Below are 25551 nucleotides of genomic sequence, written 5' to 3' on the forward strand. Positions count from 1 at the left end.
ATTGGTCTTTTACCAGCAATGACTTGCCGGATTCCGGCTGACGGATAGGTCGGGAATCGCCGAGCAACCCTCGCCACCGCGCGGGGCGCAAAACCTCGCCCATCGGGCGCGGCAATTCCGGCAATCTTTGGCGTGGACTAGGCGGTATGCCCGTTGCCGGATGACAGGGTGCCGCCGCCGGTGCCAGGTGGGGCTGTCCACCACTCACGGACATAACAGCAAACTCTAACGACACATGAGGAGTATCAGACCATGAAACTCAAAGCACTTGCAGCCCTCGCGATTGGCCTGCCGGCAATGGCATTTGCCGCAACCGAAATCGACGCGAATGGCGATGGCGTGCTGACACTGGACGAGGTTCAGGCGGTCTATCCGGAAATCAGCGTCGAGAGCTTTTCGGCAATGGACCTGAACGCGGACGGCACGCTGGATGACGCCGAATCGGTGGCCGCGCAGGATGCCGGGCTGATGCCCAAGTCACAGGGCTGACACGATTGGCGCGACACGGATCACCCGTGTCCTGCATGGCCCGTGCCCTGCATGGAATGACAAGAGCGCCCGGCACGTTGCCGGGCGCTTTCAACTTTGCGAGGCTTACGCGGGCAGGTGGATGTTGAACCGCGCCCGGATCTCTGCATCGGTCAGCGGGTCGAACCGCGCGGCGGCCGGTTGCGCAAGGATCTCGTTCTTGCGTGCGGTGGCGCGCTGTACGAGGTCGGGCTTGCCCAGCTCGTCCCATTCCTTTGGCGAAGAGCGGTCGCCCATGGCGGGATAGACATGGTCGGTCTGCATCCGCCCGAGGGTTTCATCGGTTCCCAGGTAGTGCCCCGGCCCGCCTATGCAGACCGAACGGATCTGTTCGAGCGCGAGGGTGTCGTCGCTGACCTCGATGCCGCGCACACAGCGCAGCGCCTGGCCGATGATGTCGTCGCCCATGATCAGCGATTCATGGCAGAACCCGAGCAACGAGGCGTGCATGCCGGCGGCCTCGTACACCATGTTCAGCCCTGACAGCCCGGCCATCACGTTGGAACACATCTGTTCCCATCCCGCCTGCATGTCTGGCAGTTTGGAATCGGTGATGCCCGCCGCCGCGCCGCCGGGAACGCCGTAGAACTGGTGCATCTGGGCGCAGCCCGCGGTCAGCAGTGCCTGTTCGCCCGAACCGCCGGTCATCGCCCCGCTGCGCAGGTCAAGCCCGAAGGGCCAGGTGCCAAAGATCGCGGGATGTCCGGGGCGGACCGCGTTGACATAGACCAGCCCGGCCAGGCATTCGGCCACCGCCTGTACGATGGCCCCGGCGATGGTCGATGGCGCGGTGGCACCGGCCATCCCGGCAGACAGCAGCAACACCGGCATGCCGCCTTCGATGCAGCGCTCCATGGTTTCACAGCTTTCGGTGGCGAATTTCATCGGCGGCACGACAAAGCAATTGGTGTTGCTGACAAAGGGGCGTTCGCGCCATTTGTCTTCGCCGCCGGCGATCATGTGCAGCAATTCCAGCCCCTGCGCCACATAGGCCGGATCGCTGAACGACATGCCGACATGCTTGGTTGTGCCCGCGCAACAGGCATAGATCGAGTTCAGGTCCATTTCCTGGTTGTCGGTGATATCACGGCACACCATCGGGCGCTGGACGAAATGGATGTTGCCCAGTTGCTGGGCAATGCGGGCGGCGTCATGCAGATCCTGTACCGTGCTGTCGCGATAGCTGCGGCCATCCACATCGACCATGTGAACCGCCGCACCGGCGGTGCCGAAATGCACCCGGCTGCCTGTCAGTGTCAGGTCATGGGCGGGGTCGCGCCCCATCAGGGTAACCGACCGGTTGGCCGTGGCGATGGTGTCTTCGACCAGGGCGCGGGGAAATCGAATACGGCCGTCATCGCCCAGCACCGCGCCGGCGCCGGTCAGGTAGTGAACGCCGCTTTCGGGGGCATCCGCCAGGCCGACCTGTTCAAGGGCGTCAAGTGCCGTGGCGTGGATGCGCTCCATGTCCTGCTGGCTGAGCGGCTTGTAGGTGCCGCCGGGCAGGCCGGGGCGAATGGGGCGCAGGTGTTCGGCCAGGGGCGCGGTACGCGCGGCGCGACGCGCGGCGCGGCCGCCGCTGCGACCGGGGGCGGAGGAGGTCGACTGATCATTCATGTGGGACACTCGTGTTGAGAGAAAGGAAAGGCGCTCAGGCCGCGTCCGGCCTTCCACGCGCGGCACGTCCGCGATCCGCACCGATGGTGCGGGAAATCAGCCTGATCTTGCTCTCTTCAGCCTGCATCGCGTCTCCTCTATACGCCCGAGTGTGACGCGGTTTTGCGACGGATCTGTCCTGTTTGCGACGCAGGTGACGCATTTGCCGTGGGTGGTGTGCGATCCCGGCAATTGCCCGGCACTCGTGCCTAGGCGGTCTCGTGGGCGCGGCTTTCGGCGAATGTGCAGAGGGTGGCCAGGGCCCTGGCAAAGGCCCGGTCTTCGATGGTCATGGCGACGCGCACATGGCCCGCCGCCGCCGATCCAAAGCTTTCGCCCGGCATGACCGCGATGTGATGGGCATCCAGCAGTGCCCCGGCAAACGCCTCGCCGGTCATGCCGGACGCGCGAATGTCGAGCATCAGGTACATGGCACCCTGCGACGGGATCAGCCCCACGGTGTTCTGCCGTGCCAGGATGTCCTGCGCGATGACCCGCCGCCGGCGGAACGGAGCGGCGATTTCCTGTTCCAGATCAGATCCTTGCGTCAACGCAAAGACCGATGCATCCTGGATATAGCCCGGCACGCCATAGGTGGTGTGGGTGGCCAGCGTGATCAGGTGATCGATTGCCGATTCCGGTCCGGCTATCCAGCCACAGCGCGAGCCGGTCATGGCAAAGGATTTCGACATCGACCCCACGACAAGCGTGCGTTCGGCCATGCCGGGCAGGGCGCGGGGCGACAGGTGCTGCCCTTCCCAGACCTGGGTGTCATAGACCTCGTCCGAGATCAGCCACATGTCGTGACGCTGGCAGACTTCGCCAATCCGCGTCAGGGTGTCCTCGCGGTAAACCACGCCGGTCGGGTTGTTCGGCGAATTGATCAGCAGCGATGCAGCCCCGACGGCGGCGGCCTCGATATCCTCGGCGCGCGGCTGAAAGGCGTTTTCGGCATGGGCCGCAACCGGGCGCGGCACTGCGCCGACGCCGCGAATCGTGCCCGGATAGGTGGCGTAATACGGGTCGATATACAGTGCGACATCGCCGTCGTCGCACACCGCCATATGGCTGGCAAACAGCGCCGATTGGCCCCCCGGCGTGATCATCACGTTGGCGGCGGTGGTGGGCACGCCAGTCTGCGCCTCAAGCCGCGCGGCAACGGTTTCGCGCAGCTGGTCGGTGCCCGGAACCGCGGCATAGCCCGTGTGGCCGCCAAGCGCGGCCTCGTGCATGGCGGTCAGGATGCTGGGATGGGTCGGGATGTCATGCTCGCCGATGGTCAGCTCCGTGACCTCGGTGCCCTGCGCGATCATGGCGCGCGCGCGATTGAACAGATCCCATCCATCCGATCCGCCGCCGGTGATGTTGGTGATACGCTGGGACAGGTGCATGGGGTTCTCCGTCACTGATTTCGCGCGCGAGAGGGTCAGAGTCGCAGGGCTTTGTCAATGCGATGACCGCCCAGCGGACCGGCCCGATGAATCATCTTGGCCCGGCGCGGGAACCTGTGCTATGCGATCGGACATGAACCGCATCTGCACCATTACTTGTTGCATTCCCTGCTGATCTTACCAGCGGGCCGGTTTCTGTCATTTTCTTCCATTGACCAAGTTGCTATGCCCGCGCTGCCTGCGTGAGGATATTGCCATGACGATCAAGCTGCACAACACCAAGTCCCGCAAGAAAGAGGTGTTTGCCCCCATCGATCCCGACAATGTGCGGATGTATGTCTGCGGGCCGACGGTTTATGACCGCGCGCATCTGGGCAACGCGCGCCCGGTGGTGGTGTTTGACGTGCTCTACCGGCTGTTGCGTCATACCTACGGGGCCGACCATGTGACCTATGTGCGCAATTTCACCGACGTGGATGACAAGATCAACGCACGGGCCGCCGAGAGCGGGCGCTCGATTGGCGAGATCACCGCCGAGACCACGCAGTGGTTCCTGGATGACATGGCGGCACTTGGGGCGCTGGAGCCGAACCACATGCCGCGCGCCACCCAGTATATCCCGCAGATGATCACGATGATCGGCGATCTGATCGAACGGGGCCACGCCTATGCGGCCGAGGGCCATGTGCTTTTTGCGGTGGACAGCTGGCGCGAGGGCTATGGCAGGCTGTCGGGCCGGTCGGTCGATGACATGATCGCCGGCGCCCGGGTCGAGGTCGCGCCCTACAAGAAGAACCCGATGGATTTCGTGCTGTGGAAACCGTCAAGCGACGACCTGCCGGGCTGGGACTCTCCCTGGGGCCGGGGGCGTCCGGGCTGGCATATCGAATGCTCGGCCATGGCCTATGAGCTGCTGGGCGAGAGTTTCGACATCCACGGCGGCGGCAACGACCTGATGTTCCCGCACCACGAAAACGAGATCGCCCAAAGCTGCTGCGCCCATCCCGAAGGCGATTTTGCCAAGGTGTGGATGCATAACGAGATGTTGCAGGTCGAGGGCAAGAAAATGTCCAAGTCGCTGGGCAATTTCTTTACGGTGCGGGATTTGCTGGAGGGAAACTGGAGCGGGGGGTGGAAGGTACCTGGGGAAGTCATCCGTTTTGTGTTCCTGTCGACGCATTACCGCAAGCCGATGGATTGGACAGAATCGACAGCAAAAAGCGCCATAGAGGAACTCGCGCGCTGGTATCGTTACCCCGGTTTTATGCAGGGCAATAACAGTGAACCCGCAGAAGGCATTCTGACAGCTCTGGTTGACGATTTGAATACACCCGAGGTGTTGAAAATCCTCCGCGATCTAGCAAAGCAAAGCGCCTATGACGAATTGTTCGCTTCATTGCGGTTCCTGGGGTTCTCCGGAAAGTGGTTCTTTGATCTGCTTCCATCCGAAGAGACATCGCGGCGTATTCGAAAACTGGTTTCTGACTTGGACAGATTTCGTGATGAAAAGAACTATGCCGCGGCAGATGAACTGCGAGGAGGGCTTGCAGCGGCAGGTGTTCAAGTACGCAGTAGCAAAGGCGTCTCCGAGTTTTCTGTTTCGCCTGACTTCGATCCTTCCAAACTGGAGGCGCTGTAATGATGTGCGTGACACAGGCCAGCGCCCGACCCTGGGGGGGGGCAAAGCGCCCTCCCGGGGGGAGGGTCGGGCGCTGGCCGAGCCGTTGGCCCGTCCCGGTTGATTGTCGAGGGGGAGTCCTATGACCCGCGAACGCCTCTATCTCTACGACACCACCCTGCGCGATGGGCAGCAGACGCAGGGGGTGCAATTCTCGACCGCCGAGAAGATGCAGATTGCCCGCGCGCTGGATGATCTGGGCGTGGATTACATCGAGGGCGGCTGGCCCGGAGCCAATCCCACCGACAGCGCGTTTTTCGACGAAGCGCCGCAGACCCGTGCGCGCCTGACCGCCTTTGGCATGACCAAGCGCGCGGGCCGTTCGGCAGAGAATGACGACGTGCTTGCCGCCGTGATGAATGCCGGCACCGATACGGTCTGCCTCGTGGGTAAATCGCATGATTATCACGTGACCGCCGCGCTCGGGATCACGCTCGAGGAGAATCTAGACAATATCGGCGCGTCGATTGCCCATATCGTCGGGCAGGGGCGCGAGGCGCTGTATGATGCCGAGCATTTTTTTGACGGCTACAAGGACAATCCCGATTACGCGCTGGCCTGTTGCCGCGCGGCGCTCGAGGCGGGGGCGCGGTGGGTGGTCCTGTGTGACACCAATGGCGGCGCATTGCCATCCGAAGTCGCGCGCATCGTGGCCGGGGTGATCGCCGCCGGCATTCCCGGCGACCGGCTGGGCATTCACACCCATAACGACACCGAGAACGCGGTTGCCTGTTCGCTGGCCGCGATCGAGGCCGGGGCACGACAGGTTCAGGGCACGCTGAACGGGTTGGGCGAACGCTGCGGCAATGCCAACCTGACCTCGCTGATCCCGACGCTGTTGCTCAAGGAGCCCTATGCCAGCCGGTTCGACACCGGCGTCAGCCATGCGGCGCTCAGAGAGTTGACCCGGACGAGCCGGATGCTCGACGACATCCTGAACCGGGTGCCGATGCGGCAATCGCCCTATGTCGGGGCCAGCGCCTTTGCCCACAAGGCGGGGCTGCATGCCAGCGCGATCCTCAAGGATCCCGGGACCTATGAACATATCGAACCGGACCTGGTGGGCAACCAGCGCATCGTGCCGATGTCGAACCAGGCGGGGCAATCGAACCTGCGCAAGCGGTTGTCCGAGGCGGGGCTGAGCGTGACCCGGGACGACCCGGCGCTAGGGCTGATCCTTGAGCGGATCAAGCAGCGCGAGGATCAGGGCTATTCCTATGACACGGCGCAGGCGAGCTTCGAATTGCTTGCGCGCGACGCGCTTGGACAGCTGCCCGAGTTCTTTGAGGTCAAGCGTTACAAGGTCACGGTCGAGCGGCGCAAGAACAAGTATGACCAGATGGTCAGCCTGTCCGAGGCGGTCGTGGTGGTCAAGGTCGATGGGCAAAAGCTGCTCTCGGTGAGCGAATCTCTGGATGCGGATGGCAGCGATCGCGGCCCGGTCAACGCGCTGAGCAAGGCGCTGGCCAAGGATCTGGGGCAATATTCCTGGGTGCTGGAAGACATGCGGCTGGTGGATTTCAAGGTGCGGATCACCCAGGGCGGTACCGAGGCCGTGACCCGCGTGATCATCGACAGCGAGGACGGCAAGGGGCGGCGCTGGTCCACCGTGGGGGTCAGCCCCAACATCGTGGATGCGAGTTTCGAGGCGCTGCTGGATGCCATCCGCTGGAAGCTTGTCCGGGATTGCGGGACCGCCACATGACCGAGGCCGAACTGCTGGCGCGGATCTATACGGGTCTGGAACGCGAGGGGCCGGGCGAACCGGCCGACGTGGCCTGGGCGGTTGAGCGGCTGAGCCTCGCGGGCGCGGCGGCGATCTGCGACGCGGGTTGCGGCTCGGGGGCCGACAGTGCCACTCTTGCCGGGCTGCTGCCACGGGCGCAGATCACCGCCATCGAGCAATTGCCGCATCTTGTGAACGAGGCGCGCGCCCGGTGTGCCGCCTTGCACAATGTCACCGTGCAACGGGGCGACATGGCGGACCTCGCAGGGGCGTATGACCTGATCTGGTGCGCCGGGGCGCTCTATTTCCTGGGGGTGACCGAAGGGTTGCGCCGTTGGCGCCATGCGCTGACCGGGCGCGGGGCCGTGGCATTTTCCGAGCCGGTGCTGCTCGGGCCTGCGGATGACACGGTTGCCGCCTTTTGGGAGGAATACCCCGCGATCACCGATCTTGACGGGATTGTCGCGCGCATCGACGCCGCGGAATTCGAAGTGTTGGGCCATCGGGTGATCGTCGCTGCCCCGTGGGAGCGGTATTATACCCCGTTGGCGGCGCATCTGGCGCGGCTGCGCACCGGGGATGACCCCGAGTTGCGCGCGGCGGTTGTGGCGGGGGAACGGGAAATCGCCCTGTGGCGCGCGGCACCGGAGCGGATTGCCTATGCGCTGATGCTGGTGCGGCCCCGGTGACCGGGGGCGGTTTTCCGGACGATCTCAATGCCTGTGCCGCGCTGGTGCAGCGCGGTGATCCGGATCGGTTCATGGCAGCGATGGCGGCACCGGTCGCGGCGCGGCGGGTGCTGTTCCCGCTGTATGCGATGAATGTCGAAATTGCCCGCGCGCCCTGGGTGACACAGGAAAGCATGATTGCCGAAATGCGCCTGCAATGGTGGCGTGACGCGCTTGCAGAAATCGCGGCAGGCGGTCCGGTGCGGCGGCACGAGATCGTGACGCCGCTGGCCGGCTGCCTGTCGCGGGACCTCGCGGCGCAGGCGGACGAGATGATCGCGGTGCGCCGCTGGGACATCTACCGCGACCCGTTCGAGGACAGCGCGCATTTCGCCCGCTATATCGACCAGAGTTCCGGAACGCTCATGTGGTTGGCGGCGCGCAGCCTTGGGCGGGCGGATGAGGCCGTGGTCCGCGATTATGCCTTTGCCGTGGGGCTTGCGAACTGGTTTCGGGCGATCCCGGAGCTTGAGGCGCAGCGACGCGTGCCACTGCTGGACGGGACGAGCGATGGGGTGCGCGGCCTTGCCGAGCAGGGGTTGGCACGGCTGGCGCGGGCACGGGGGCGCAGGGCGGGTATCGCGCCCGCCGCACGGGCGGCATTGCTGGCCGGTTGGCAGGCGGAACCCATCCTGAAACAGGCGCGTGCCACACCCGAGCGGGTGGCGCAGGGCAGGCTGGGCAGCAGCGAGGCGCACAGACGGTTGCGTCTGATGATGCAGGCCGCGACCGGGCGCTGGTAGGCGGCTCAGGCCCCTTGTTCGCGCGGTTGCAGCACCAGCCAGAGCAAGGCCCCGCCGGCAAGGCACAAGAGCGGCACCATTGCCATGTTGACGGCGGTCCAGCCTTGGACGGCGCTGCCGCCGGAACAGTTCATCAGCCCGCCAGAAGCCAGCGAGGCCACGGTCACACCGCCAAACACCAGTAGATCGTTCAGCCCCTGCATCCGGCCGCGTTCCTCGGGGCGATGGGCGCTGGCCAGCATGGTGGTTGCGCCGATAAATCCGAAATTCCAGCCCAGCCCCAGCAGCACAAGCGCCACAAAGAAATTGCCGAGTTCGACCCCGCTCAGCGCCACCGCACCGGCACTGGCCAGGATCATCAGGCCAAGCGCGACGATCCGCTCGACCCCGAAACGGGCGATCAGGTGACCGGTGAAAAAGGACGGGGCAAACATCGCGAGGACATGCGCCGAAACGATGTCGGCGGCATCGCCCTTGGTAAATCCGCATCCCACCACGGCCAGCGGGGTCGATGTCATTACGAGATTCATCAACGCATAGGACACCATCGCACAGATCACTGCCACGGCAATGCGCGGGGTGGTGATCAGCTCCCATCGACTGCGGCCGCGCGGGCTGTCGGCACCGGGCGGCGGCGGTTTGGGGATGTCAATGAACAAGAACAGCAACGAACCAATCAGGTTGATCGCGATGATCGCCAGATACGTGCCGGCAAATGCCGAGACCACCGCATTTGGTGAGAGCACCAGACCGGATGTCGCCTTGACCAATTGCGGGCCGATCACCGCCGACAACAATCCGCCCGCCATGACATATGAAATCGCCTTGGGGCGGTAGCTGTCTGACGCGGTATCCGCGGCGGCAAAGCGATAAAAGCCCTGCGCGCTCATGTAGAGCCCCGTCAGGAAGCTGCCCAGTAGAAACACCGGGAAAGAGTCGAGATAGAGGCCATAGGCACCCACCGCGCCGCCAAGGGCGCCGCCAAGCGCGCCGAGAAAGAACCCGGCGCGGCGTCCGAATCGCTGCATGATCGCCGATACCGGTGTGGCCGAGACCATCGAGCCCAGCACGATCAGCGAAATCGGCAGCGTGGCGAGGCAGACATTGGAGGCCAGCGACTGGCCGGCCAGCCCGCCGACAGTGAAGATCATCGGCATCTGCGCCCCAAGAAAGGCCTGTGCCGCCACCAGCACCCAGACATTGCGGCGGGCGCGTTTATCGTCGATCGGGTCAGTCATGCGGGTTGGGTATCCGCGAAATCCCCGGGGCACAAGCGGCTTGCGCTTGTGTCTGGCAGGGATACTGTCGCGGCAATGGAACAGGCATCGCAACAGCAACGGCATATCCTGCTTCTGGCCGGGGCGGGTGAGGCGCGCGGCATTGCCGCGGTGCTCGCCCGGCGGGACGATTGCAGGGTCACGGGCTCGTTCCTCTATCCGCCGCGCAGCTTTGGTCCATTGCCGGTGCCGACCCGCTATGGCCGGTTCGGCGGCGAGGACGGTATGGCCCGTTACCTGACGGCCGAGCGTGTCGATGCGGTCATCGACGCAACCCATCCCTTTGCCCACCAGATCAGCGCAAGCGCGGCGCGGGTGTGCGCGCGGCTGGCGATTCCGCTGGTGCAGGTGCTGCGCCCGCCCTGGCGGCCGGGCGAGGGGGATCGCTGGACCCAGGTTGCGGATGAACGTGCGGTTGCGGCACATCTGCGCCCCGGTCAGCGGGTGTTCACCACCACCGGGCGCGCGACACTTGAACACCTGGTGGCGCGGTGCAGCGCCCGGTTCTTCGTGCGCCAGCTCGAAGAGCGCAGGCCGCCAGAGGCTCTCGGGAATGTTCGCTATGTTACCGGCAACGGGCCGTTTTCGGTCGAGGAAGAGCGCGAAACCCTGAATGCGCTGGAGATTGACGTTCTGGTGGTCAAGAACAGCGGCGGCGCGGCCAGCCAGACCAAGCTGATCGCGGCACGAACGCTTGGCCTGCCGGTGATCCTGATCGCCCGGCCACCGCAGCCGGATGTTCCGCGGGTCGAGACCGAGGCCGGGGCGCTGAACTGGGTGGAAGGGTTATGACTGTCGGGCGGATCATCACCGGCGATGATTGTGTGCGCGAAGGGGCCACGTGGCTGGCCGGGCGAGACCCCCGGATGGCGGCGGCATTGCGCGACACGGGGCCCTTGCCACTGCGCCTGCGCCCGGACGGGTTTGCGCAGCTTCTGAGTGCGATCGTCAGCCAGCAGGTCAGCGTCGCCTCGGCCAACGCCATCTGGACGCGGATGCAAGAGGCCGGGCTGGCCGATCAGGCGGGGGTGCGGCGGGCCGATGATGCCGCGTTGCGCGCGGTTGGCCTGAGCCGGCAGAAGATGCGCTATGCCCGCGCCCTGGCCGAGGCCGAGATCGACTATGACGCGCTGCGCGCTTCCCCGTCGCCCGAGGTGGTCAAGACCCTGACACAGGTGCCGGGCATCGGCGCATGGACGGCCGAGATCTATGCCATGTTCAGCCTTGGCCGCGCCGATGTATTCGCGCCCGGCGATCTGGCCCTGCAGGAAGCCGCGCGCATTCTCTATGAACTGCCGGATCGTCCCAAGGAACGCGCCCTGCGAGAAATGGCACGGGCCTGGTCGCCGTGGCGGTCGGTGGCGGCGCGGATACTCTGGGCCTATTATCGTGTTGCAACCCGCCGCACGGGCATCTCGGACTGAGCCGCGCGGCGTTTTTGGGCAGCACCGTGGCCGGACCGGTGACAGGGGCACCGATTGCGTCAATTGCCTTGTCAGTCGCCGGGCCGCGTGCCAGAACCATGCAATTGCAGGTCGTGCCGCCAAGCCGCGGGACACCCTGCGGCAAACTGGAACGAGGATTTCATGACGCGCGTATTGACTGCTGGCCGCAAAGAGCCGGTCTCGGGCACGACACGATCGGTGGTGGTGTTCCTGCATGGCTACGGGGCCAATGGTGCCGACCTGCTGGGGCTGGCCGATCCCCTTGGCGAACATCTTCCGGACACGCTTTTTGTGGCGCCGGATGCTCCCGAGAGCATTCCCGGGATGCCCAATGCCTACCAGTGGTTTCCGATCCCGTGGATCGACGGGTCGAGCGAAGAAGAGTCGATGCGCGGCATGTCGGCGGCGATCGACGATCTGAACGCCTTCCTGGATGCGCTGATGGTGGACGAGGACCTGTTGCCGGAACAGCTCGTGCTGTTCGGCTTTTCGCAAGGAACGATGATGGCGCTGCATGTGGGTCCGCGCCGCGAGGACGAGATCGCGGGGATCGTCGGTTTCTCGGGCCGGTTGCTGTCGCCGGAAACGCTGGCGGACGAGGTTGTCGCGCGCCCGCCGATCCTGTTGGTGCATGGCGATCAGGACGATGTGGTGCCGCCGCAATCCCTGCCGCAGGCGGCGGAGGCGTTGCAGGAGGCCGGTTGGCAGGATGTCTACGCCCATGTGATGAAGGGCACCGCCCATGGCATTGCGCCGGACGGACTGAGCGTGGCGCTGGCCTTCATGCGCGACAAGCTGAGCCTGTGAGGAGAACACCATGCTGATCGTGACCGGCACCATCGAATTCAACCCCGAGCGCATCGGATCGGCCCAGGCGGCGGTTACCAAGATGATGGAGGAAACCCGCAAGGAAGCGGGCTGTATCGTCTATGAATTCTCGCAGCTGGTCGAGGCCCCGCACCGGTTTCGTGTCTACGAGGAATGGACCGGCGACGCGGCGCTGGCGGCGCATTCCGACGCCCCGCACATGGCGGCCTTTCGCGAAGCCCTGGGCGAGATCGGCGTGATTTCAAAGGATATCGTGAAATTCCCGGCCGGCGAGCGGGTGGCGCTCTAGACGCGGGTCAGTCCCAGAGCCAGGGTTCGGCGAATTCGACCGAATTCCCGGCGGGATCGCGCACATAGAGCGAATGGGCGCCATTGGGCCAGTCGAACTCGGCATCCACCGCGATGCCGGCGGCCAGCAGCCGGGCGCGCATCCGGGCAATCTGGGCACGCGGCATCGCAAAACAGACATGACCGGCCCCATGCGCGCCATGGGTCGGCACCGGCATGCGGGTGTTGCCTGACGGCGCGGCTGTCGCTTCGGCGTTGAACACCAGCAGAACCGCCTCGCCGATGCGGTAAAACACATGCCGTCCCGGAACGGTCTGAAAGGCCTCAAGCCCCAGCAATCCCTGGTAAAATCCGGTAGCCGCATCAAGGTCGTCGGCATAGAGCGCGGTTTCCAGCACCCGGTTGGGGGCCGGTGCGGCGGGGAGATCTGTCTGTGTCATGTGCCCATGGTATCAACGGCGTCCTGTCCTGTCAGCGTCCGCATCGCGCCATTCGCCGGGGGGCAGCCCGTCAAGCGACCATTGCCCGATGCGCGCGCGGATCAGGCGCAGGGTGGGATGGCCGACCGCCGCCGTCATGCGGCGCACCTGCCGGTTGCGCCCTTCGGAAATCACCAGTTCGATCCAGCAGTCCGGCACCGATTTGCGCACCCGGATCGGCGGGGTACGGGGCCACAGGCCGGCGGGTGCCTCTATGCGGCGCGCTTGGGCGGGTCGGGTCGGCCCATCCCTGAGCGTGACCCCGTCGCGCAGCGCCGCGAGGGCCCGCGGATCGGGTATCCCTTCGACCTGCGCCCAATAGGTCTTGGCCATCTTGTGCCGCGGGTCTGCGATGCGGGCCTGAAGACGGCCGTCATCGGTGAGCAGCATCAAGCCCTCGCTGTCGCGATCCAGCCGCCCGGCGGGGTAGAATCCGGGCAGGTCGATAAAATCCGACAGGGTGCGGCGGGGGCTGCCCTCGGTGCCCGAATCGGTGAATTGCGACAACACGTCAAAGGGTTTGTTAAAGCGGATCAGGCGGGTCATGGTGCCCTCCTACAGCGCGCGGCGACGCCGGTTCAACCATGCAAAGCGCCACATTGTGGATAACTGTCATACCAGAGTTACCTTGCACTTGCAGCATGTGCGCAGTTTGATGGCGACATATTGTGGCAAAACAGGACTTGTCAGGTGCCAACCACGATATATAGTCATCCTCAAGCTGGGGCGGGTTCCCCGCTCTGGTGCCGTGAAACGGGCAGACAGGGCGAGGACGGAGTCACCCATGAACGCTGAATTCAGGACGGATTTTGTCAGAGAACCCGGTGCGTTGCGCCACAACCCGGCATTGGTCCTGAATGCCGATTACCGTCCCTTGTCCTATTATCCGCTGAGCCTGTGGAGCTGGCAGGAAGCGATCAAGGCGGCGTGGCTGGACCGGGTCGATATCGTGGCCGAATATGACGAGGTGGTGCGCAGTCCCAGTACCAGTATCCGAATACCCTCGGTGGTGGTACTGAAGGACTATGTAAAACCTCAAAAGCGCGTGGCCTTCACGCGCTTTAATTTGTTTCTGAGGGATGAATTCCGCTGTCAATATTGCGGCAGCAAGGGAGAGCTGACCTTTGACCACGTGGTGCCGCGCGCCAGTGGCGGGGTTACAAGCTGGCAAAACGTGGTCGCGGCCTGTTCGCCGTGCAACCTCAGGAAGGGGTCCAAGCCCCTGCACCGCACCGGCATGTCGCTGCGCAAACCCCCGCGACAGCCGCGCGCCGAAGAGCTGCGCAACATGGGCCGCAAATTCCCGCCGAACCACCTGCACGAAAGCTGGATGGATTTCCTCTATTGGGATGCGGAACTGGAAGCCTGAGCCAGGTGGCCACGTGCCAGGGCGCCGATACGGGATATCGCATCGGCGCATCGATCTGGGACGGTCACTCGGGAAAGATCGTCTTCCAGTCGGTCTTCATGTCGATCAGCAGCCAGCCATTGCCCCCGGCGGCATCAAGCCCCTTGTCAAGCGCGCCAATCGGCGCGTCGCGATCATAGGCATATTCCCGGTCGGCATCGGTATGGTGGACAAATGCCCCGAGGCTGGGGCCGTCAACGGCGCTGGTGGTGTATTCCAGCATCTCGAAATCGCCGTCCGAATTGCCAAACGCCGCGATGGGCCGGCGTCCGATATGCGTGTTGATCCCGACCGGTTTGCCCGCCTTGTCGTCGATGAACGCGATCTTGTCGGTGCGCATCAGTGCCGGTTCGCCATCCACGAGCCGGTATTCGGTGGTGATGGATGACCCGACAACCTGTTGCGGCGGGATGTTATAGACCGCCTCGGTCCAGGGGCGCATGAACTCGATGCCGCCGCCGGACACGATATAGGTCTGGAAATCATTGTCCTGAAGATAGTCGATCAGTTCCAGCATGGGCTGATAGACCAGTTCGGTATAGGGGCGGTCGAACCGCGGGTGTTTCGCGCTTGCCAGCCAGTCGAGGGTGATCTGCTCGAAATCGTCGGTGCTCATCCCGGAATGGCTGGCGGCGACGATCTCCAGCAGGCCTTTTTCGCCCGCCGCCGCAAGGGCATCCATGTCGTTTTCGAGCACGGCCTGGAACGGCTGGGTGGTTTTCCACTCCGGGTGATCGGCGGCCATTGCCCTGATCCGGTCCAGCGCAAAGGCGAGCTGCGCATAAGTGGGGTGTTCGACCCAGAGCGTGCCGTCATTGTCAAAGGTCGCAATGCGGTCGCTTGCATCGACATAGGTATCGCCGTTTTCATCTATCACGCCCTGCACAAAGGCGATGATCGCGCTCTTGGTGTCTCCGTCATTCCACGAGGGCAGGGGATCGTCCTGCGCCATTGCGGGGACCGCCAGGGCAAGGGCCGTGGCGAGGCCGGGTATAAGTGATTTCATGTCGAGTCCGCCTTTGAGATATGTGCCAGATCAGGACGCGCCAGACGCGGCCCGCCCGAATCCCAGTCTAGGTCTCAATTGCCGGTCGGCAAGCCGATGCTGACTCGATCTATGGCAGGTCCGCCGCCGATATGGCCCAAACCGGCAAGGCGGACGGCAAGGACAGTCATCTTTGCGGTTTTCTGGCCTGCGCCCACAGGCACAGGTTTATACAGGCGGTGCATGCCGGGGGGCATTGCGGGAGACCGCGCGGCGCGGCGACCGGTGGCTGCGCGTGATGTGCAACCACCGGCCAGCCGGCCCTGAACGTGCGGCATGGCAAGGCAGGGCCGGAAAGCGGCCCCGCCCGCGATCAGTTCGCGGCGCGATGCACCATGCCGAACAGGTCGCGCGGATCGTCCGGATCGGCCAGCAGGTCGAGCGGGTGATACAGGCCGGTGTCTGCCAGCTGATCGCGTACGTAGCGCAGCGCCGAGAAATCCTCGATGGCAAAGCCGACACTGTCAAACAGCGTGATCTGCCGGTCCGAGGTGCGGCCCTGGGCGGTGCCGGAAATGACCTTCCACAATTCGATGACCGGGTGGTCGGGGTCGAGCTGCTGGATTTCACCTTCGATGCGGGTCTGGGGCGGGAATTCCACGAAAATGTCCGAACGATGCAGGATCGCCGGGGCCAGTTCGGTCTTGCCCGGACAATCGCCGCCGATGGCGTTGATATGCACACCGGCGCCGACCATGTTGTCGGTCAGGATGGTGGCATATTGCTTGTCGGCGGTGCAGGTGGTCAGGATCTGCGCGCCCTCGATGGCCTCTTCAGGCGATGCACAGGACACGACCTCGATGCCGTGGCTGGCGAGGTTGGCGGCGCATTTCGCGGTTGCGGCCGGGTCGATGTCATAGAGGCGCACCGATTTCAGCCCGCAGATGGCCTTCATGGCAAGGGTCTGGAATTCCGATTGCGCTCCGTTGCCGATCATCGCCATGGTGTCGGACCCCTTGGGCGCGAGATGCTTGGCAACCATCGCGCTGGTGGCGGCGGTACGCATGGCGGTCAGGATGGTCATTTCCGTCAGCAGCACCGGATAACCCGAGGCAACATCGGCGAGAAGCCCGAACGCGGTCACGGTTTGCAGCCCTTCGGCGGTGTTCTTGGGGTGGCCGTTGACATATTTGAAGCCATAGACCTCGCCATCGGAGGTCGGCATCAGTTCGATCACACCCTCGGCCGAGTGGCTGGCAACGCGGGGGGTCTTGTCAAACAGTTCCCAGCGTTTGAAATCGGCCTCGATGTAATCCGAGAGCCCGCGCAGCATCGGTTCGATCCCGATATGGTGGATCAGCTGCATCATGTGGTCGACGGATACAAAGGGAACGAGGGCCTTGTCGGAAGGTTGGGTCATGTTGGTCTCTTTCAGCGACGGGCCAAGTGCACGCCCGCGATCATGCAGCGGGCCGAGCCTCCGGCGGTTTCGATTGTGGGCAGGTCCAGCGGCAACAGGCTGGCGCTGCGGGTGATCACGTTGATCTGGTCTTCGCGCAAGGAAGCGAGCGCGCGCGAGGACAGCACCAGAACCGGACCGTCACGCCCGGACAGTTCGATGGCATTGCCCGCGAAATTCGCGATCTGGTCGTCGGTGAGGTCGATCACCTCGCGCCCCGGTTCCGCAAGGCGCGCGGCCACGGTGGCGCGGCGCTCTGCATCGGGGATGAGCCCGAGCCCGACCATCGCATAGGAGGTGCCGATGCCCATCAGGACATTGGTGTGATAGACCGGCGCGCCGGTTGCATCGACCGCGTCGAACGCAATGGGCTCAAAGCCGAAATGGGTGCAGAACCGTTCGAGCAGCACCGGGTCGGCGCGCTTGCTGCGTGCGACATAGGCCACGCGTTCGGCATGGTCGAGTACCATGGCACCGGTGCCTTCGAGCGCCAGGTCATCGGCTTCGAGCCCGGAATAGTCGATCACCGCCTGAACGCGGTAATCCTGCTTGAGCATGTCAATCACGTCCCAGCGGCGCTCGCGGCGCCGGTTCTTGGCGAACATCGGATAGACCGCGACGTGACCGCCCGCATGGGTGGAAAACCAGTTGTTGGGGAACACCGAATCCGGGGTCTCGGTGCCGGTATCCTCGAAAACATGCACGGTCACGCCGGCATTGCGCAGCCGCGCCACCGCGGCGTCGAACTCGTCACGGGCCAGTGCCGCGATTTCGTCGTCGCTCAGGGGCAGGGCGCTTTGAAACGCATTGTCACCACGGGTTTCCGGGTTCGACCTGAAGGCATGCGGCCGGATCATGATGACGGAAGAAGGGGCTTGCAGGGTCATTATCGGGGCTTTCAGGTTGGACGGTCAAAGACACGGCGCCCGAGCGACGAGGCGGCAAGGTCCACCATCACCGTCGCGGTGCGGCCATGATCGTCAAGGAAGGGGTTCAGCTCCACCAGGTCGAGCGAGGTCATCAGGTCGCTGTCGCAGATCATCTCCATCACCAGGTGCGCCTCGCGGATGGTGGCGCCGCCGGGAACCGTGGTGCCGACCGCCGGGGCGATCATCGGGTCGAGGAAATCCACGTCCAGGCTGACATGCAGCAACCCGTTCGCGGCTGCGACCTTGTCGAGGAAGGCCGCCAGCGGGGCCGCGATGCCGGTTTCGTCGATGGCGCGCATGTCGTGACGTTCGATCGCGGTCTGTTGCAGGGCCTGCTTTTCCGCCGCGTCAACCGAACGCAGCCCGATGATACAGATGTTTTCCTGCGGCACCGGGTTGGTGACCTGTGGAAAGCCGCCAAAACCCGACCGGCCGGTGACATAGCCCAGGGGGGTGCCATGCAGGTTGCCGGAATCCGTGGTTTCCGGCGTGTGATAGTCGCTATGCGCGTCAAGCCACAGCACAAAGAGCGGCCGGCCCTGGGCGGCGGCGTGGTTGGCGACGCCAGCGACGCTGCCCAGCGACAAAGAGTGATCGCCGCCCATGAAAATCGGCACGCCACGCGCCATGGCGTCTTCGGCGGCACGGATCAGCCGGTTGGTCCAGCCGATGGTTTCGTTGGGGCGCACCAGCTTGCCCTCACCGGTGTCGGGAGCGTGCGAGGCAGGGGTAAGGTTGCCCATGTCCTTGACCGTGTGGCCAAGATCGCCAAGCGCCTCGGACAGGCCGGCGGTGCGATAGGCGTCAGGCCCCATGAGGCAGCCGCGCCGCGCTTTTCCGCTGTCCACGGGAGCGCCGATCAAAATGCAGGTTTTATGTGTCATGAAAGCCTCGCAGAATTGGATGACACATGTTTAACTTCCGAATTGTTGTTGCAGAAAGCCTGTATTTTGCGCAAATGTTCGGCATATTATCCAAAACGGAAGGCGCAATGGACAAAACGGATGAACGGTTGATTGCCGCGCTACGGCACAATGCACGCGCGTCGCTCTCCGAGCTGGCGGGCCGGTTGGGGTTGTCGCGCACAACGGTGCGCACGCGGATCGAACGGTTGCAGCAAAGTGGCCGGATACTCGGCTTTACCGTGGTGATGAAAGAAGACACGCTGCGCGATCCGGTGCGCGGCCTGATGATGATCGGAATCGAAGGGCGCGGCACCGAACGGGTCGTGCGCCAGCTTTACGGGCTGTCCGCGGTGCGGGCGGTACATTCCACCAATGGCCGCTGGGATCTGATCGTGGAGCTGGGCACCGAAACGCTCGAGGCGCTGGATGCGGCCCTGGGCACGATCCGGCGGATCGACGGGGTCAGCACCAGTGAAACCAGCCTGTTGCTCGCCACCCGCAAGGCGACCTGATCTAGCTTGCCGTGCTGTCGGGCAGGTTGATCGGGCGGTAAAACCGCCAGCGCCGCATCCGTTCATGCACCGAACCGTCAATCGTATCGCCGGGCTCGATGACGCGCGGTTCCGACAGGGGCAGATACCACAGCCATCCCGGCCGCCGCCGCCATTGCCGCCGCAGCGTGGTCTTGGGAAAGATCTCCAGCGGTGCCCAGGCCAGCGACATCGAATTGTGCAGCGGTGCCAGCGCGTCCGGGCGCGCGTATCTCTGGCCATCGGGAGTGCGGCGTTTGCGGTCATTGCCTTGCAGGAACCGGCTGCGATAGCGCGATTTCACCTCGATCCCATGCACCGGCTTGCCGCGGCGTTCGCCGGGTTTGGGTGGATCGCGGGCGATGTCCTCTTTCCAGGCGCGCAATTCCATGCGGTTCAGCTCGTCAAGCATCCATAACAGGGTGATCTTGCCGATGCCGCTGAAATATTCGCGAGGGGTGCCGCCGATGTCTGAATGGTATCCGGGGAACCACCGCTGGTGTACGAATTGCGTGCGCTCGTGATCGGGGTGGCGAAACCGGTTGCCGTAATAGGGCCCTTGCGTCCAGCGTAACGGGCGGAACATGCTGCGCCGTTCGTCCACCGCCATCGCGTGCAGCACGATGCGTACCGAGCTGTTGCGCTCGACATTGGCATGGGTGCTCAGTTCCATCGGGCTGCGATACTTGAAGAAGGACGAGACCGGCCGGTTCAGCCGCACCATCGACGCCACCGTATCAAAGAGGCCAAGGCAGCGGATCGGAACACGCGCATTGGGGCGGAGCACGGATTCGTATTGGCGCAGCTTCTTGAACACCACCGCATCGGGCGCATCGCGGTCATGCTCGGTGACGATCCTGTAGGCGCGAAAGGCCTCGGTGATCATGTGCAGGTTTGCCGGGGCGACCAGTCCGAAATTATGGATGAAACCCGCGAGGATCCGCGCCGCATAGGCGCCGCGCGAAAACCCGAAGATATAGATCTGATCATCTTCGGCCTCGGGCGCGGCGGTCTGTTTGCGGGGTGATTTCATGCCCAGCTTGCGGGCCGTGTCACGCAGGGCGGCGCGCTCGGCATTATGTGCGCGGCGCTTGTCCGTGGCGCTTTGGTAGGTGTGGCAGAGAAAGCGATAGGCATCCAGCACATCATCCTCCAGCCCCATGCCAAAGGCCAGCCCGGCCAGCGCCCGGGCCTTGCGCGTGAGCGTGGATTCAAACAGGCGCGGGCCGTCCATGGTGCCAACGCCGGGCACATAATGGACGATTTGCCGATCCGATTGCACCAATCCCTTGTAGAGCTTGAGGATGTTGCTTTCGTTGTCGCCGACCTCGTTGCCGGTGCCGTCGATACAGATGATGATCTTGCGCGCCAACATGCACAACCCCACGCCATGATTGGATCAGGACAACCAGAATGCCGGTTCCGGTCGGATTGGCAAGTCCGGGATACCTGACTGGCGGGGGGGCTTACGGTTTGCGCCGCCGTCGCCGTTCGCGCGCCTGGGTGTCGCGGCCGCCCTGGTTGAAGTTTACCTCCGGCAGGGTCAGGATGCTGTTCAGGATCGGATAGGGCTCGATCGCGTTGGGAATGTTCGACGCGTTGACGAAATGTTCCTGGAAACGCGGTTCGATGGCGGTCTCGATCTTGTGGATGGCGCGCACGGTCTGTTCGATCTCGTCGCGGGCCTTGCGGTTCAGCAGCGCGATCCGCGCCCCGGTTCCCGCCGCGTTGCCCGCCGAGCTTACCTTGTCCAGCGGCGCATCCGGGATCATGCCCAGAACCATGGCGTGTTTCGGGCTGATATGGGCACCGAACGCGCCGGCCAGGACAATCCGGTCCACCTGGTCGACCTCGAACTTGTCCATCAACAGGCGTGCCCCGGAATAGAGCGCCGCCTTGGCCATCTGGATCTCGCGAATGTCCCGGTTGGTGACGGTGATGCGCGGCCCGCCATCGGCGGTGCCATCCCAGACCAGGTAGGAATAGGTCCGTCCATCCAGAACGCAGCGGTCGCTGCCGGTCTGTTCGGGCGAGCCGATCAGCCCCGGCGCATCCACGATACCCGCCAAGCGCATCTCGGCAACCAGCTCGATGATGCCCGAGCCGCAAATGCCGGTGATGCCGGTGGTGGCGATGGCTTGGGCAAACCCGTCCTCGTCCGACCAGACATCGCTGCCGATCACCCGAAAGCGGGGCACCTTGGTCACGGGGTCGATCTCGACCCGCTCGATGGCACCGGGGGCGGCGCGCTGGCCGGAGGAAATCTGGGCACCTTCAAAGGCCGGGCCGGTGGGCGAGGAACAGGCCAGAACCTTGTGCCTGTTGCCCAGCAGGATCTCGGCATTTGTGCCCACATCCACCACCAGAACGAGGTCTTCGGATTTGTCCGGCGCTTCGGACAGGGCCACGGCAGCGGCATCGGCACCGACATGGCCGGCAATGCAGGGCAGCAGGTAGATGCGCGCGCTCGGATGCAGGGTCAGGTCCATTTCGGCGGCGGTCAGGTTCAGCGCGTCCGACGTGGCCAGCGCAAACGGTGCCTGTCCCAGCTCGAACGGATCAATCCCAAGGAACAGGTGATGCATGACCGGGTTGCACACAAAGACCGCATCCATGATCTCGGTCTTGTCGATCCCGGCCTCGGCGGCGATCTGGTCAAACAGCGTGTTCATCCCGGCGCGCACGGCTGCGGTCATTTCCGCCGCGCCACCGGCATTCATCATCGAATAGCTGACCCGGCTCATCAGGTCTTCGCCAAAGCGGATCTGCGGGTTCATGATGCCGGATGAGGCCACGACCTCGCCGGTCTGCATGTTGCACAGATGCGCGGCGATGGTGGTCGAGCCGAGATCGACCGCAAGGCCATAGACCGGCGCATCGTGAAAGCCCGGCCAGACCTGCATGATGCGCGGACGATAGGCACGCGACCCCAGGTGGACCGCGCAGGTGACTTTCCACGCGCCCTTGCGAAGAACCGGCTGAAGGGTTTGCAGCGTCGGCAGGTCGATCTGCAAATCGGTCACGTCCCACTGATCGCGCATGGCGTTGCGCAGGCGTTCGAGATCGCCGGTGGGATCGTGCATGTCCGGTTCCGCGACCTCGACGTAATAGAGCTTGACGCTCGGGTCGAGCACGATGTCACGGGCTTCGGCGCGTTTGCGGACCACCTGTTTGTGGACCTGGCTTTCGGGGGGTACGTCGATCACCACGTCGCCCTGAACCTGCGCCTGGCAACCCAGCCGGCGGCCATCGATCATTCCGCGCTTGGATTTATAGCGTTCCTCCACCGCGTTCCATTCGGTCAAGGCATCGGCGGCGACGGTAACGCCATGCTTGGAGAACTCGCCATAAGACGGCGTGACCTGGCACTTGCTGCAAATGCCCCGCCCGCCACAGACACTGTCCAGATCGACGCCAAGCTGGCGCGCGGCGGTCAGGACCGGCGTGCCAACCGGGAACCGGCCGCGTTTGCCCGAGGGGGTAAAGATCACGAGAGGGTCGGTTTGCATGCCTCTGTTCCACCTTGTGTGTCGACTTGGGTCACCATAGCCGGGGCTGTGTAAAGCGAAACGCGGGTAACGGCAATTTCTGGCGCGCCAGCGTCATCGGCGGCGCGTGAACCGTCCCGGGCCCATGGGCGGCGTGTAAAAAGCGCGGGATCGGCCACAATATGCTGTGTGAACCCTTTCCCCCACCATCCAACCGTGCCATAGGGAAGCGCCAAACGAGATATCCACGGAGAGAGACGATGGAGATTCGCGAGGCCCTCACCTTTGACGATGTTCTGCTGGTTCCGGCGGCCAGCAACGTGCTGCCCTCGACGGCCAGTACCGTGACGCGGGTGACGCAGAGCATCCAGATGAACATCCCGCTATTGTCCAGCGCGATGGACACGGTGACCGAGGCGCGCATGGCGATTGCCATGGCGCAAGCCGGTGGCATCGGGGTGGTGCACCGCAACCTGTCGATCACCGAACAGGCCGAGGAAGTGCGGCGGGTCAAGCGCTTTGAGAGCGGCATCGTCTATAACCCGATCACGCTGCGTGCGGATCAGACGCTGGCCGATGCCAAGGCCTTGCAGGAACGCTACAGCGTGACCGGCTTTCCGGTGGTGGACGAGTCGGGGCGGGTGGTCGGCATCGTCACCAATCGCGACATGCGCTTTGCCACCGATGACAGCACCCCGGTGCGCGTCATGATGACCTCGGACAAGCTGGCGATCCTTCAGGAACCGGCGGATCGGGACGAGGCGATCAGCCTGATGAAGGCGCGCCGGATCGAAAAGCTGTTGGTGACCAATGCCGAGGGCAAGCTGACGGGCTTGCTGACGCTCAAGGATACGGAACAGGCGGTGTTGAACCCGACCGCCTGCAAGGATCAACTGGGCCGCCTGCGGGTGGCCGCGGCGAGCACGGTGGGTGACGCCGGCTATGAACGCGCCGAGGCGCTGGTGGATGCGGGCGTCGACATGGTGGTGATCGACACCGCGCATGGCCATTCCGAGGGCGTGGCCCATGCGGTCGAGCGGGCCAAGAAGCTGTCCAACGAGGTGCAGATCGTTGCCGGCAACGTCGCCACCGCCGAGGCGACCCGGGCGCTGATCGGGGCCGGCGCGGATGCGATCAAGGTCGGGATCGGACCGGGCAGCATCTGTACCACGCGCATGGTGGCCGGTGTCGGGGTGCCACAGCTGACCGCGATCATGGATTGCGCCGCCGGGGCGGGGGACGTTCCGGTGATCGCCGATGGCGGCATCAAGTTCTCGGGCGATTTTGCCAAGGCCATCGCGGCGGGGGCATCCTGTGCGATGGTGGGCAGCATGATTGCCGGCACCGACGAATCCCCCGGCGAGGTCATCCTGTACCAGGGCCGCAGCTTCAAGAGCTATCGCGGCATGGGGTCGCTGGGCGCGATGGCACGCGGTTCGGCAGATCGGTATTTCCAGAAGGACGCGGCCAGCGACAAGCTGGTGCCCGAAGGCATCGAGGGTCAGGTGCCCTACAAGGGCAGCGCCGGAACCGTGATTCACCAGCTGGTGGGCGGGTTGCGTGCGGCGATGGGCTATACCGGTTGCGCAACGGTGGACGAGATGCGCAAGAACTGTAGCTTCGTCAAGATCACCGGTGCCGGGCTCAAGGAAAGCCATGTGCATGACGTGCAGATCACGCGGGAATCTCCCAATTATCGCATCGGCTAGGCCCGGTGTCGCGGCGCACCGCTCAAGTTGGGGCGGTCGCGCCCCGAGGCGAAGCGGACACAGACAGGAAGGCGCCTTGAGACAGCAGCGCAGCAATCAGGTTCCGGCCATTGTCGTGCCCGATGCGGGGGCGCGGCGATGACGCCGGCGGCCCGGGTTCAGGCGGCGATCGAGATCCTCGATGAGATCGCGGCTGGCAAGGCGGCGGAACAGGCGCTGACCGGCTGGTCGCGGCGCAGCCGCTATGCCGGGTCCAAGGATCGTGCCGCGGTGCGCGATCACGTGTTCGACGTGCTGCGCTGCCGACGGTCCTTTGCGGCGCTTGGGGGCGGCGAGACCGGTCGCGGCTGGATGCTTGGGGCGCTGCGACAGGCGGGTATCGATCCGGACACGGTGTTTACCGGGGCCAATTACGCCCCTGCGATGCTGAGTGACGCGGAACGGGGGGCAGGGCGCGCGCCCGCTCCGGGGCCCGAGGCGCTGGACATCCCCGACTGGCTCTGGCCCCGCTTCCACGAAAGCCTGGGCGAGCATGGCGCGGCCTGCGCCGGGGCGCTGCAATCGCGCGCGCCGGTGCATCTGCGGGTGAACCGCCGCAAGGCCGGGATCGAAGAGGCGCAGCACAGCCTGCTGGCGGACGGGATCGCGACGATACCCCATGCGGCGGCGTCCACCGCGCTGGAAATCACCGAAGGGGCGCGGCGGTTGCGGCAGTCGGCTGCGTATCAGTCGGGGCTGGTCGAGTTGCAGGACGCGGCGAGCCAGGCGGTTGTCGAGATGCTGCCGTTGCGCGACGGCCTGCGGGTGCTTGATTTCTGCGCCGGTGGCGGGGGAAAATCGCTGGCAATGGCGGCGCAGGCGCAGCTTGATCTCTTTGCCCATGACGCCGCGCCGGAGCGCATGGGCGATCTGCCGGCCCGCGCCGCGCGGGCGGGGGTGACGGTCAATCTGATCGCGGGCAAGGCGTTGGAACAGGCTGCCCCGTTTGACATCGTCCTCTGCGACGCACCGTGTTCCGGAAGCGGTGCATGGCGACGTTCGCCCGAGGGGAAATGGCGGCTGGACGAGGCCGGTCTGCAAGAACTTTGCCGGCTCCAGGCGGAGATTCTCGACACCGCATCGCAGCTCGTGGCCAGCGACGGACTGTTGGCCTATGCGACCTGCTCGGTGCTGCGCGATGAGAATGACGATCAGATGGCGCATTTCCTGCAACAAAACCCCGGCTGGAGCCTCGCTGTGCAGCGCCAGTGGACAATGCAACACGGGACAGACGGCTTTTTCACGGCACACTTGACGCGGGATGTTGTCGGCACATAGACAACCTATACGGCAAAGTTCGCACGTTAAGCATGGGTTAACTTTTCGCCCATG

At 64.5% G+C, this 25551-nt stretch carries 24 protein-coding genes; 13 read left to right on the plus strand and 11 right to left on the minus strand.

Features of this window, described 5'->3' with window-relative positions:
- The first annotated feature begins 252 nt into the window (after positions 1-252).
- Positions 253-489: a hypothetical protein gene (locus tag ACP15R_RS11590; protein WP_424986565.1), complete on the plus strand. Its 237-nt coding sequence runs from the start codon at positions 253-255 to the stop codon at positions 487-489.
- Between the two features lie 105 nt (positions 490-594).
- On the opposite strand, the gene ACP15R_RS11595 is transcribed toward ACP15R_RS11590, so the two are convergent.
- Complete coding sequence (locus tag ACP15R_RS11595) at positions 595-2145, minus strand: trimethylamine methyltransferase family protein (RefSeq protein ID WP_424986566.1); 1551 nt, start codon at positions 2143-2145, stop codon at positions 595-597.
- Positions 2146-2393: 248 nt separating this feature from the next.
- Positions 2394-3575, minus strand: coding sequence for a pyridoxal phosphate-dependent aminotransferase (locus tag ACP15R_RS11600; RefSeq protein ID WP_424986567.1), 1182 nt, complete (start codon positions 3573-3575; stop codon positions 2394-2396).
- Between the two features lie 256 nt (positions 3576-3831).
- Between ACP15R_RS11600 and cysS the strand changes: the two genes are divergently transcribed.
- The 4 genes from cysS (at position 3832) to ACP15R_RS11620 (ending at position 8450) form a co-directional block, all read left to right on the plus strand.
- Positions 3832-5214: a cysteine--tRNA ligase gene (cysS, locus tag ACP15R_RS11605; RefSeq protein WP_424986568.1), complete on the plus strand. Its 1383-nt coding sequence runs from the start codon at positions 3832-3834 to the stop codon at positions 5212-5214.
- Between the two features lie 121 nt (positions 5215-5335).
- Entirely contained in the window at positions 5336-6958 is a 1623-nt protein-coding gene (gene cimA / locus ACP15R_RS11610; RefSeq protein WP_424986569.1) for a citramalate synthase, read from the plus strand.
- Positions 6955-7668: a class I SAM-dependent methyltransferase gene (locus ACP15R_RS11615; protein WP_424986570.1), complete on the plus strand. Its 714-nt coding sequence runs from the start codon at positions 6955-6957 to the stop codon at positions 7666-7668. Before cimA ends, ACP15R_RS11615 begins: the two co-directional genes overlap by 4 nt.
- Entirely contained in the window at positions 7665-8450 is a 786-nt protein-coding gene (locus tag ACP15R_RS11620) for a squalene/phytoene synthase family protein (protein WP_424986571.1), read from the plus strand. The genes ACP15R_RS11615 and ACP15R_RS11620 overlap by 4 nt, the downstream gene beginning before the upstream one ends.
- Before the next feature lie 5 nt (positions 8451-8455).
- Here the strand turns inward: ACP15R_RS11620 and ACP15R_RS11625 are convergent, their stop codons facing one another.
- Entirely contained in the window at positions 8456-9688 is a 1233-nt protein-coding gene (locus tag ACP15R_RS11625) for an MFS transporter (protein ID WP_424986572.1), read from the minus strand.
- A gap of 75 nt (positions 9689-9763) precedes the next feature.
- Here ACP15R_RS11625 and ACP15R_RS11630 point away from each other — a divergent pair, with 75 nt between their 5' ends.
- The 4 genes from ACP15R_RS11630 to ACP15R_RS11645 all read left to right on the plus strand — a co-directional run bounded on the left by ACP15R_RS11630 (position 9764) and on the right by ACP15R_RS11645 (position 12289).
- Entirely contained in the window at positions 9764-10519 is a 756-nt protein-coding gene (locus ACP15R_RS11630) for a cobalt-precorrin-6A reductase (RefSeq protein WP_424986573.1), read from the plus strand.
- Entirely contained in the window at positions 10516-11151 is a 636-nt protein-coding gene (locus ACP15R_RS11635) for a DNA-3-methyladenine glycosylase family protein (RefSeq protein ID WP_424986574.1), read from the plus strand. Before ACP15R_RS11630 ends, ACP15R_RS11635 begins: the two co-directional genes overlap by 4 nt.
- A 162-nt stretch (positions 11152-11313) precedes the next feature.
- Positions 11314-11979, plus strand: coding sequence for an alpha/beta hydrolase (locus ACP15R_RS11640; protein WP_424986575.1), 666 nt, complete (start codon positions 11314-11316; stop codon positions 11977-11979).
- 10 nt (positions 11980-11989) lie between these two features.
- The gene (locus ACP15R_RS11645; RefSeq protein ID WP_424986576.1) at positions 11990-12289 is read left to right on the plus strand and encodes a putative quinol monooxygenase; all 300 of its coding nucleotides are present in this window, start codon (positions 11990-11992) and stop codon (positions 12287-12289) included.
- A gap of 7 nt (positions 12290-12296) precedes the next feature.
- Here ACP15R_RS11645 and ACP15R_RS11650 read toward each other — a convergent pair whose 3' ends face one another.
- Both ACP15R_RS11650 and ACP15R_RS11655 read right to left on the minus strand, forming a co-directional pair.
- Positions 12297-12728, minus strand: coding sequence for a VOC family protein (locus ACP15R_RS11650; RefSeq protein WP_424986577.1), 432 nt, complete (start codon positions 12726-12728; stop codon positions 12297-12299).
- A 12-nt stretch (positions 12729-12740) separates the two neighbouring features.
- Positions 12741-13313, minus strand: coding sequence for a pseudouridine synthase (locus tag ACP15R_RS11655; protein ID WP_424986578.1), 573 nt, complete (start codon positions 13311-13313; stop codon positions 12741-12743).
- 238 nt (positions 13314-13551) lie between these two features.
- Between ACP15R_RS11655 and ACP15R_RS11660 the strand changes: the two genes are divergently transcribed.
- The gene (locus tag ACP15R_RS11660) at positions 13552-14136 is read left to right on the plus strand and encodes an HNH endonuclease (protein WP_424986579.1); all 585 of its coding nucleotides are present in this window, start codon (positions 13552-13554) and stop codon (positions 14134-14136) included.
- Between the two features lie 64 nt (positions 14137-14200).
- Here ACP15R_RS11660 and ACP15R_RS11665 read toward each other — a convergent pair whose 3' ends face one another.
- The 4 genes from ACP15R_RS11665 to rocF all read right to left on the minus strand — a co-directional run bounded on the left by ACP15R_RS11665 (position 14201) and on the right by rocF (position 18432).
- Positions 14201-15181 carry an HAD family hydrolase gene (locus ACP15R_RS11665; RefSeq protein ID WP_424986580.1) on the minus strand — a complete coding sequence of 327 codons (981 nt, stop codon included), beginning with the start codon at positions 15179-15181 and terminating at the stop codon, positions 14201-14203.
- Positions 15182-15533: 352 nt separating this feature from the next.
- On the minus strand, positions 15534-16580 hold the full coding sequence (locus tag ACP15R_RS11670) for an ornithine cyclodeaminase (RefSeq protein WP_424986581.1): 1047 nt from the start codon (positions 16578-16580) through the stop codon (positions 15534-15536).
- 11 nt (positions 16581-16591) lie between these two features.
- Complete coding sequence (gene ctlX / locus ACP15R_RS11675) at positions 16592-17506, minus strand: citrulline utilization hydrolase CtlX (RefSeq protein ID WP_424986582.1); 915 nt, start codon at positions 17504-17506, stop codon at positions 16592-16594.
- 11 nt (positions 17507-17517) lie between these two features.
- Entirely contained in the window at positions 17518-18432 is a 915-nt protein-coding gene (gene rocF / locus ACP15R_RS11680) for an arginase (RefSeq protein ID WP_424986583.1), read from the minus strand.
- 107 nt (positions 18433-18539) lie between these two features.
- On the opposite strand from rocF, the gene ACP15R_RS11685 reads away from it, so the two are divergent.
- Complete coding sequence (locus ACP15R_RS11685) at positions 18540-18965, plus strand: Lrp/AsnC family transcriptional regulator (RefSeq protein WP_424986584.1); 426 nt, start codon at positions 18540-18542, stop codon at positions 18963-18965.
- Between the two features lies 1 nt (position 18966).
- On the opposite strand, the gene ACP15R_RS11690 is transcribed toward ACP15R_RS11685, so the two are convergent.
- Both ACP15R_RS11690 and ACP15R_RS11695 read right to left on the minus strand, forming a co-directional pair.
- The gene (locus ACP15R_RS11690; protein WP_424986585.1) at positions 18967-20358 is read right to left on the minus strand and encodes a T6SS phospholipase effector Tle1-like catalytic domain-containing protein; all 1392 of its coding nucleotides are present in this window, start codon (positions 20356-20358) and stop codon (positions 18967-18969) included.
- 91 nt (positions 20359-20449) lie between these two features.
- Positions 20450-22492, minus strand: a complete 2043-nt coding sequence (locus ACP15R_RS11695; RefSeq protein ID WP_424986586.1) for an ASKHA domain-containing protein — start codon at positions 22490-22492, stop codon at positions 20450-20452.
- 239 nt (positions 22493-22731) lie between these two features.
- Here ACP15R_RS11695 and guaB point away from each other — a divergent pair, with 239 nt between their 5' ends.
- Both guaB and ACP15R_RS11705 read left to right on the plus strand, forming a co-directional pair.
- Positions 22732-24180, plus strand: a complete 1449-nt coding sequence (gene guaB / locus ACP15R_RS11700) for an IMP dehydrogenase (RefSeq protein WP_424986587.1) — start codon at positions 22732-22734, stop codon at positions 24178-24180.
- Positions 24181-24318: 138 nt separating this feature from the next.
- Entirely contained in the window at positions 24319-25497 is a 1179-nt protein-coding gene (locus ACP15R_RS11705) for an RsmB/NOP family class I SAM-dependent RNA methyltransferase (RefSeq protein ID WP_424986588.1), read from the plus strand.
- Positions 25498-25551: the final 54 nt, after the last annotated feature.

The organism is Microbulbifer sp. S227A, from assembly GCF_049800935.1.

Bases quoted from the DNA above. Each gene is read 5' to 3' on its own strand.
- ACP15R_RS11645 (WP_424986576.1), top strand. From the start codon at position 11,990: ATGCTGATCGTGACCGGCACCATCGAATTCAACCCCGAGCGCATCGGA.
- ACP15R_RS11660 (WP_424986579.1), top strand. From the start codon at position 13,552: ATGAACGCTGAATTCAGGACGGATTTTGTCAGAGAACCCGGTGCGTTG.
- ACP15R_RS11640 (WP_424986575.1), top strand. From the start codon at position 11,314: ATGACGCGCGTATTGACTGCTGGCCGCAAAGAGCCGGTCTCGGGCACG.
- ACP15R_RS11670 (WP_424986581.1), bottom strand. From the start codon at position 16,580: ATGACCCAACCTTCCGACAAGGCCCTCGTTCCCTTTGTATCCGTCGAC.
- ACP15R_RS11635 (WP_424986574.1), top strand. From the start codon at position 10,516: ATGACTGTCGGGCGGATCATCACCGGCGATGATTGTGTGCGCGAAGGG.
- rocF (WP_424986583.1), bottom strand. From the start codon at position 18,432: ATGACACATAAAACCTGCATTTTGATCGGCGCTCCCGTGGACAGCGGA.
- ACP15R_RS11690 (WP_424986585.1), bottom strand. From the start codon at position 20,358: ATGTTGGCGCGCAAGATCATCATCTGTATCGACGGCACCGGCAACGAG.
- ACP15R_RS11705 (WP_424986588.1), top strand. From the start codon at position 24,319: ATGACGCCGGCGGCCCGGGTTCAGGCGGCGATCGAGATCCTCGATGAG.
- ACP15R_RS11665 (WP_424986580.1), bottom strand. From the start codon at position 15,181: ATGAAATCACTTATACCCGGCCTCGCCACGGCCCTTGCCCTGGCGGTC.
- ACP15R_RS11630 (WP_424986573.1), top strand. From the start codon at position 9,764: ATGGAACAGGCATCGCAACAGCAACGGCATATCCTGCTTCTGGCCGGG.
- guaB (WP_424986587.1), top strand. From the start codon at position 22,732: ATGGAGATTCGCGAGGCCCTCACCTTTGACGATGTTCTGCTGGTTCCG.
- ACP15R_RS11655 (WP_424986578.1), bottom strand. From the start codon at position 13,313: ATGACCCGCCTGATCCGCTTTAACAAACCCTTTGACGTGTTGTCGCAA.
- cysS (WP_424986568.1), top strand. From the start codon at position 3,832: ATGACGATCAAGCTGCACAACACCAAGTCCCGCAAGAAAGAGGTGTTT.
- ctlX (WP_424986582.1), bottom strand. From the start codon at position 17,506: ATGACCCTGCAAGCCCCTTCTTCCGTCATCATGATCCGGCCGCATGCC.
- ACP15R_RS11590 (WP_424986565.1), top strand. From the start codon at position 253: ATGAAACTCAAAGCACTTGCAGCCCTCGCGATTGGCCTGCCGGCAATG.
- ACP15R_RS11650 (WP_424986577.1), bottom strand. From the start codon at position 12,728: ATGACACAGACAGATCTCCCCGCCGCACCGGCCCCCAACCGGGTGCTG.
- ACP15R_RS11615 (WP_424986570.1), top strand. From the start codon at position 6,955: ATGACCGAGGCCGAACTGCTGGCGCGGATCTATACGGGTCTGGAACGC.
- ACP15R_RS11685 (WP_424986584.1), top strand. From the start codon at position 18,540: ATGGACAAAACGGATGAACGGTTGATTGCCGCGCTACGGCACAATGCA.
- ACP15R_RS11695 (WP_424986586.1), bottom strand. From the start codon at position 22,492: ATGCAAACCGACCCTCTCGTGATCTTTACCCCCTCGGGCAAACGCGGC.
- ACP15R_RS11600 (WP_424986567.1), bottom strand. From the start codon at position 3,575: ATGCACCTGTCCCAGCGTATCACCAACATCACCGGCGGCGGATCGGAT.
- ACP15R_RS11595 (WP_424986566.1), bottom strand. From the start codon at position 2,145: ATGAATGATCAGTCGACCTCCTCCGCCCCCGGTCGCAGCGGCGGCCGC.
- cimA (WP_424986569.1), top strand. From the start codon at position 5,336: ATGACCCGCGAACGCCTCTATCTCTACGACACCACCCTGCGCGATGGG.
- ACP15R_RS11625 (WP_424986572.1), bottom strand. From the start codon at position 9,688: ATGACTGACCCGATCGACGATAAACGCGCCCGCCGCAATGTCTGGGTG.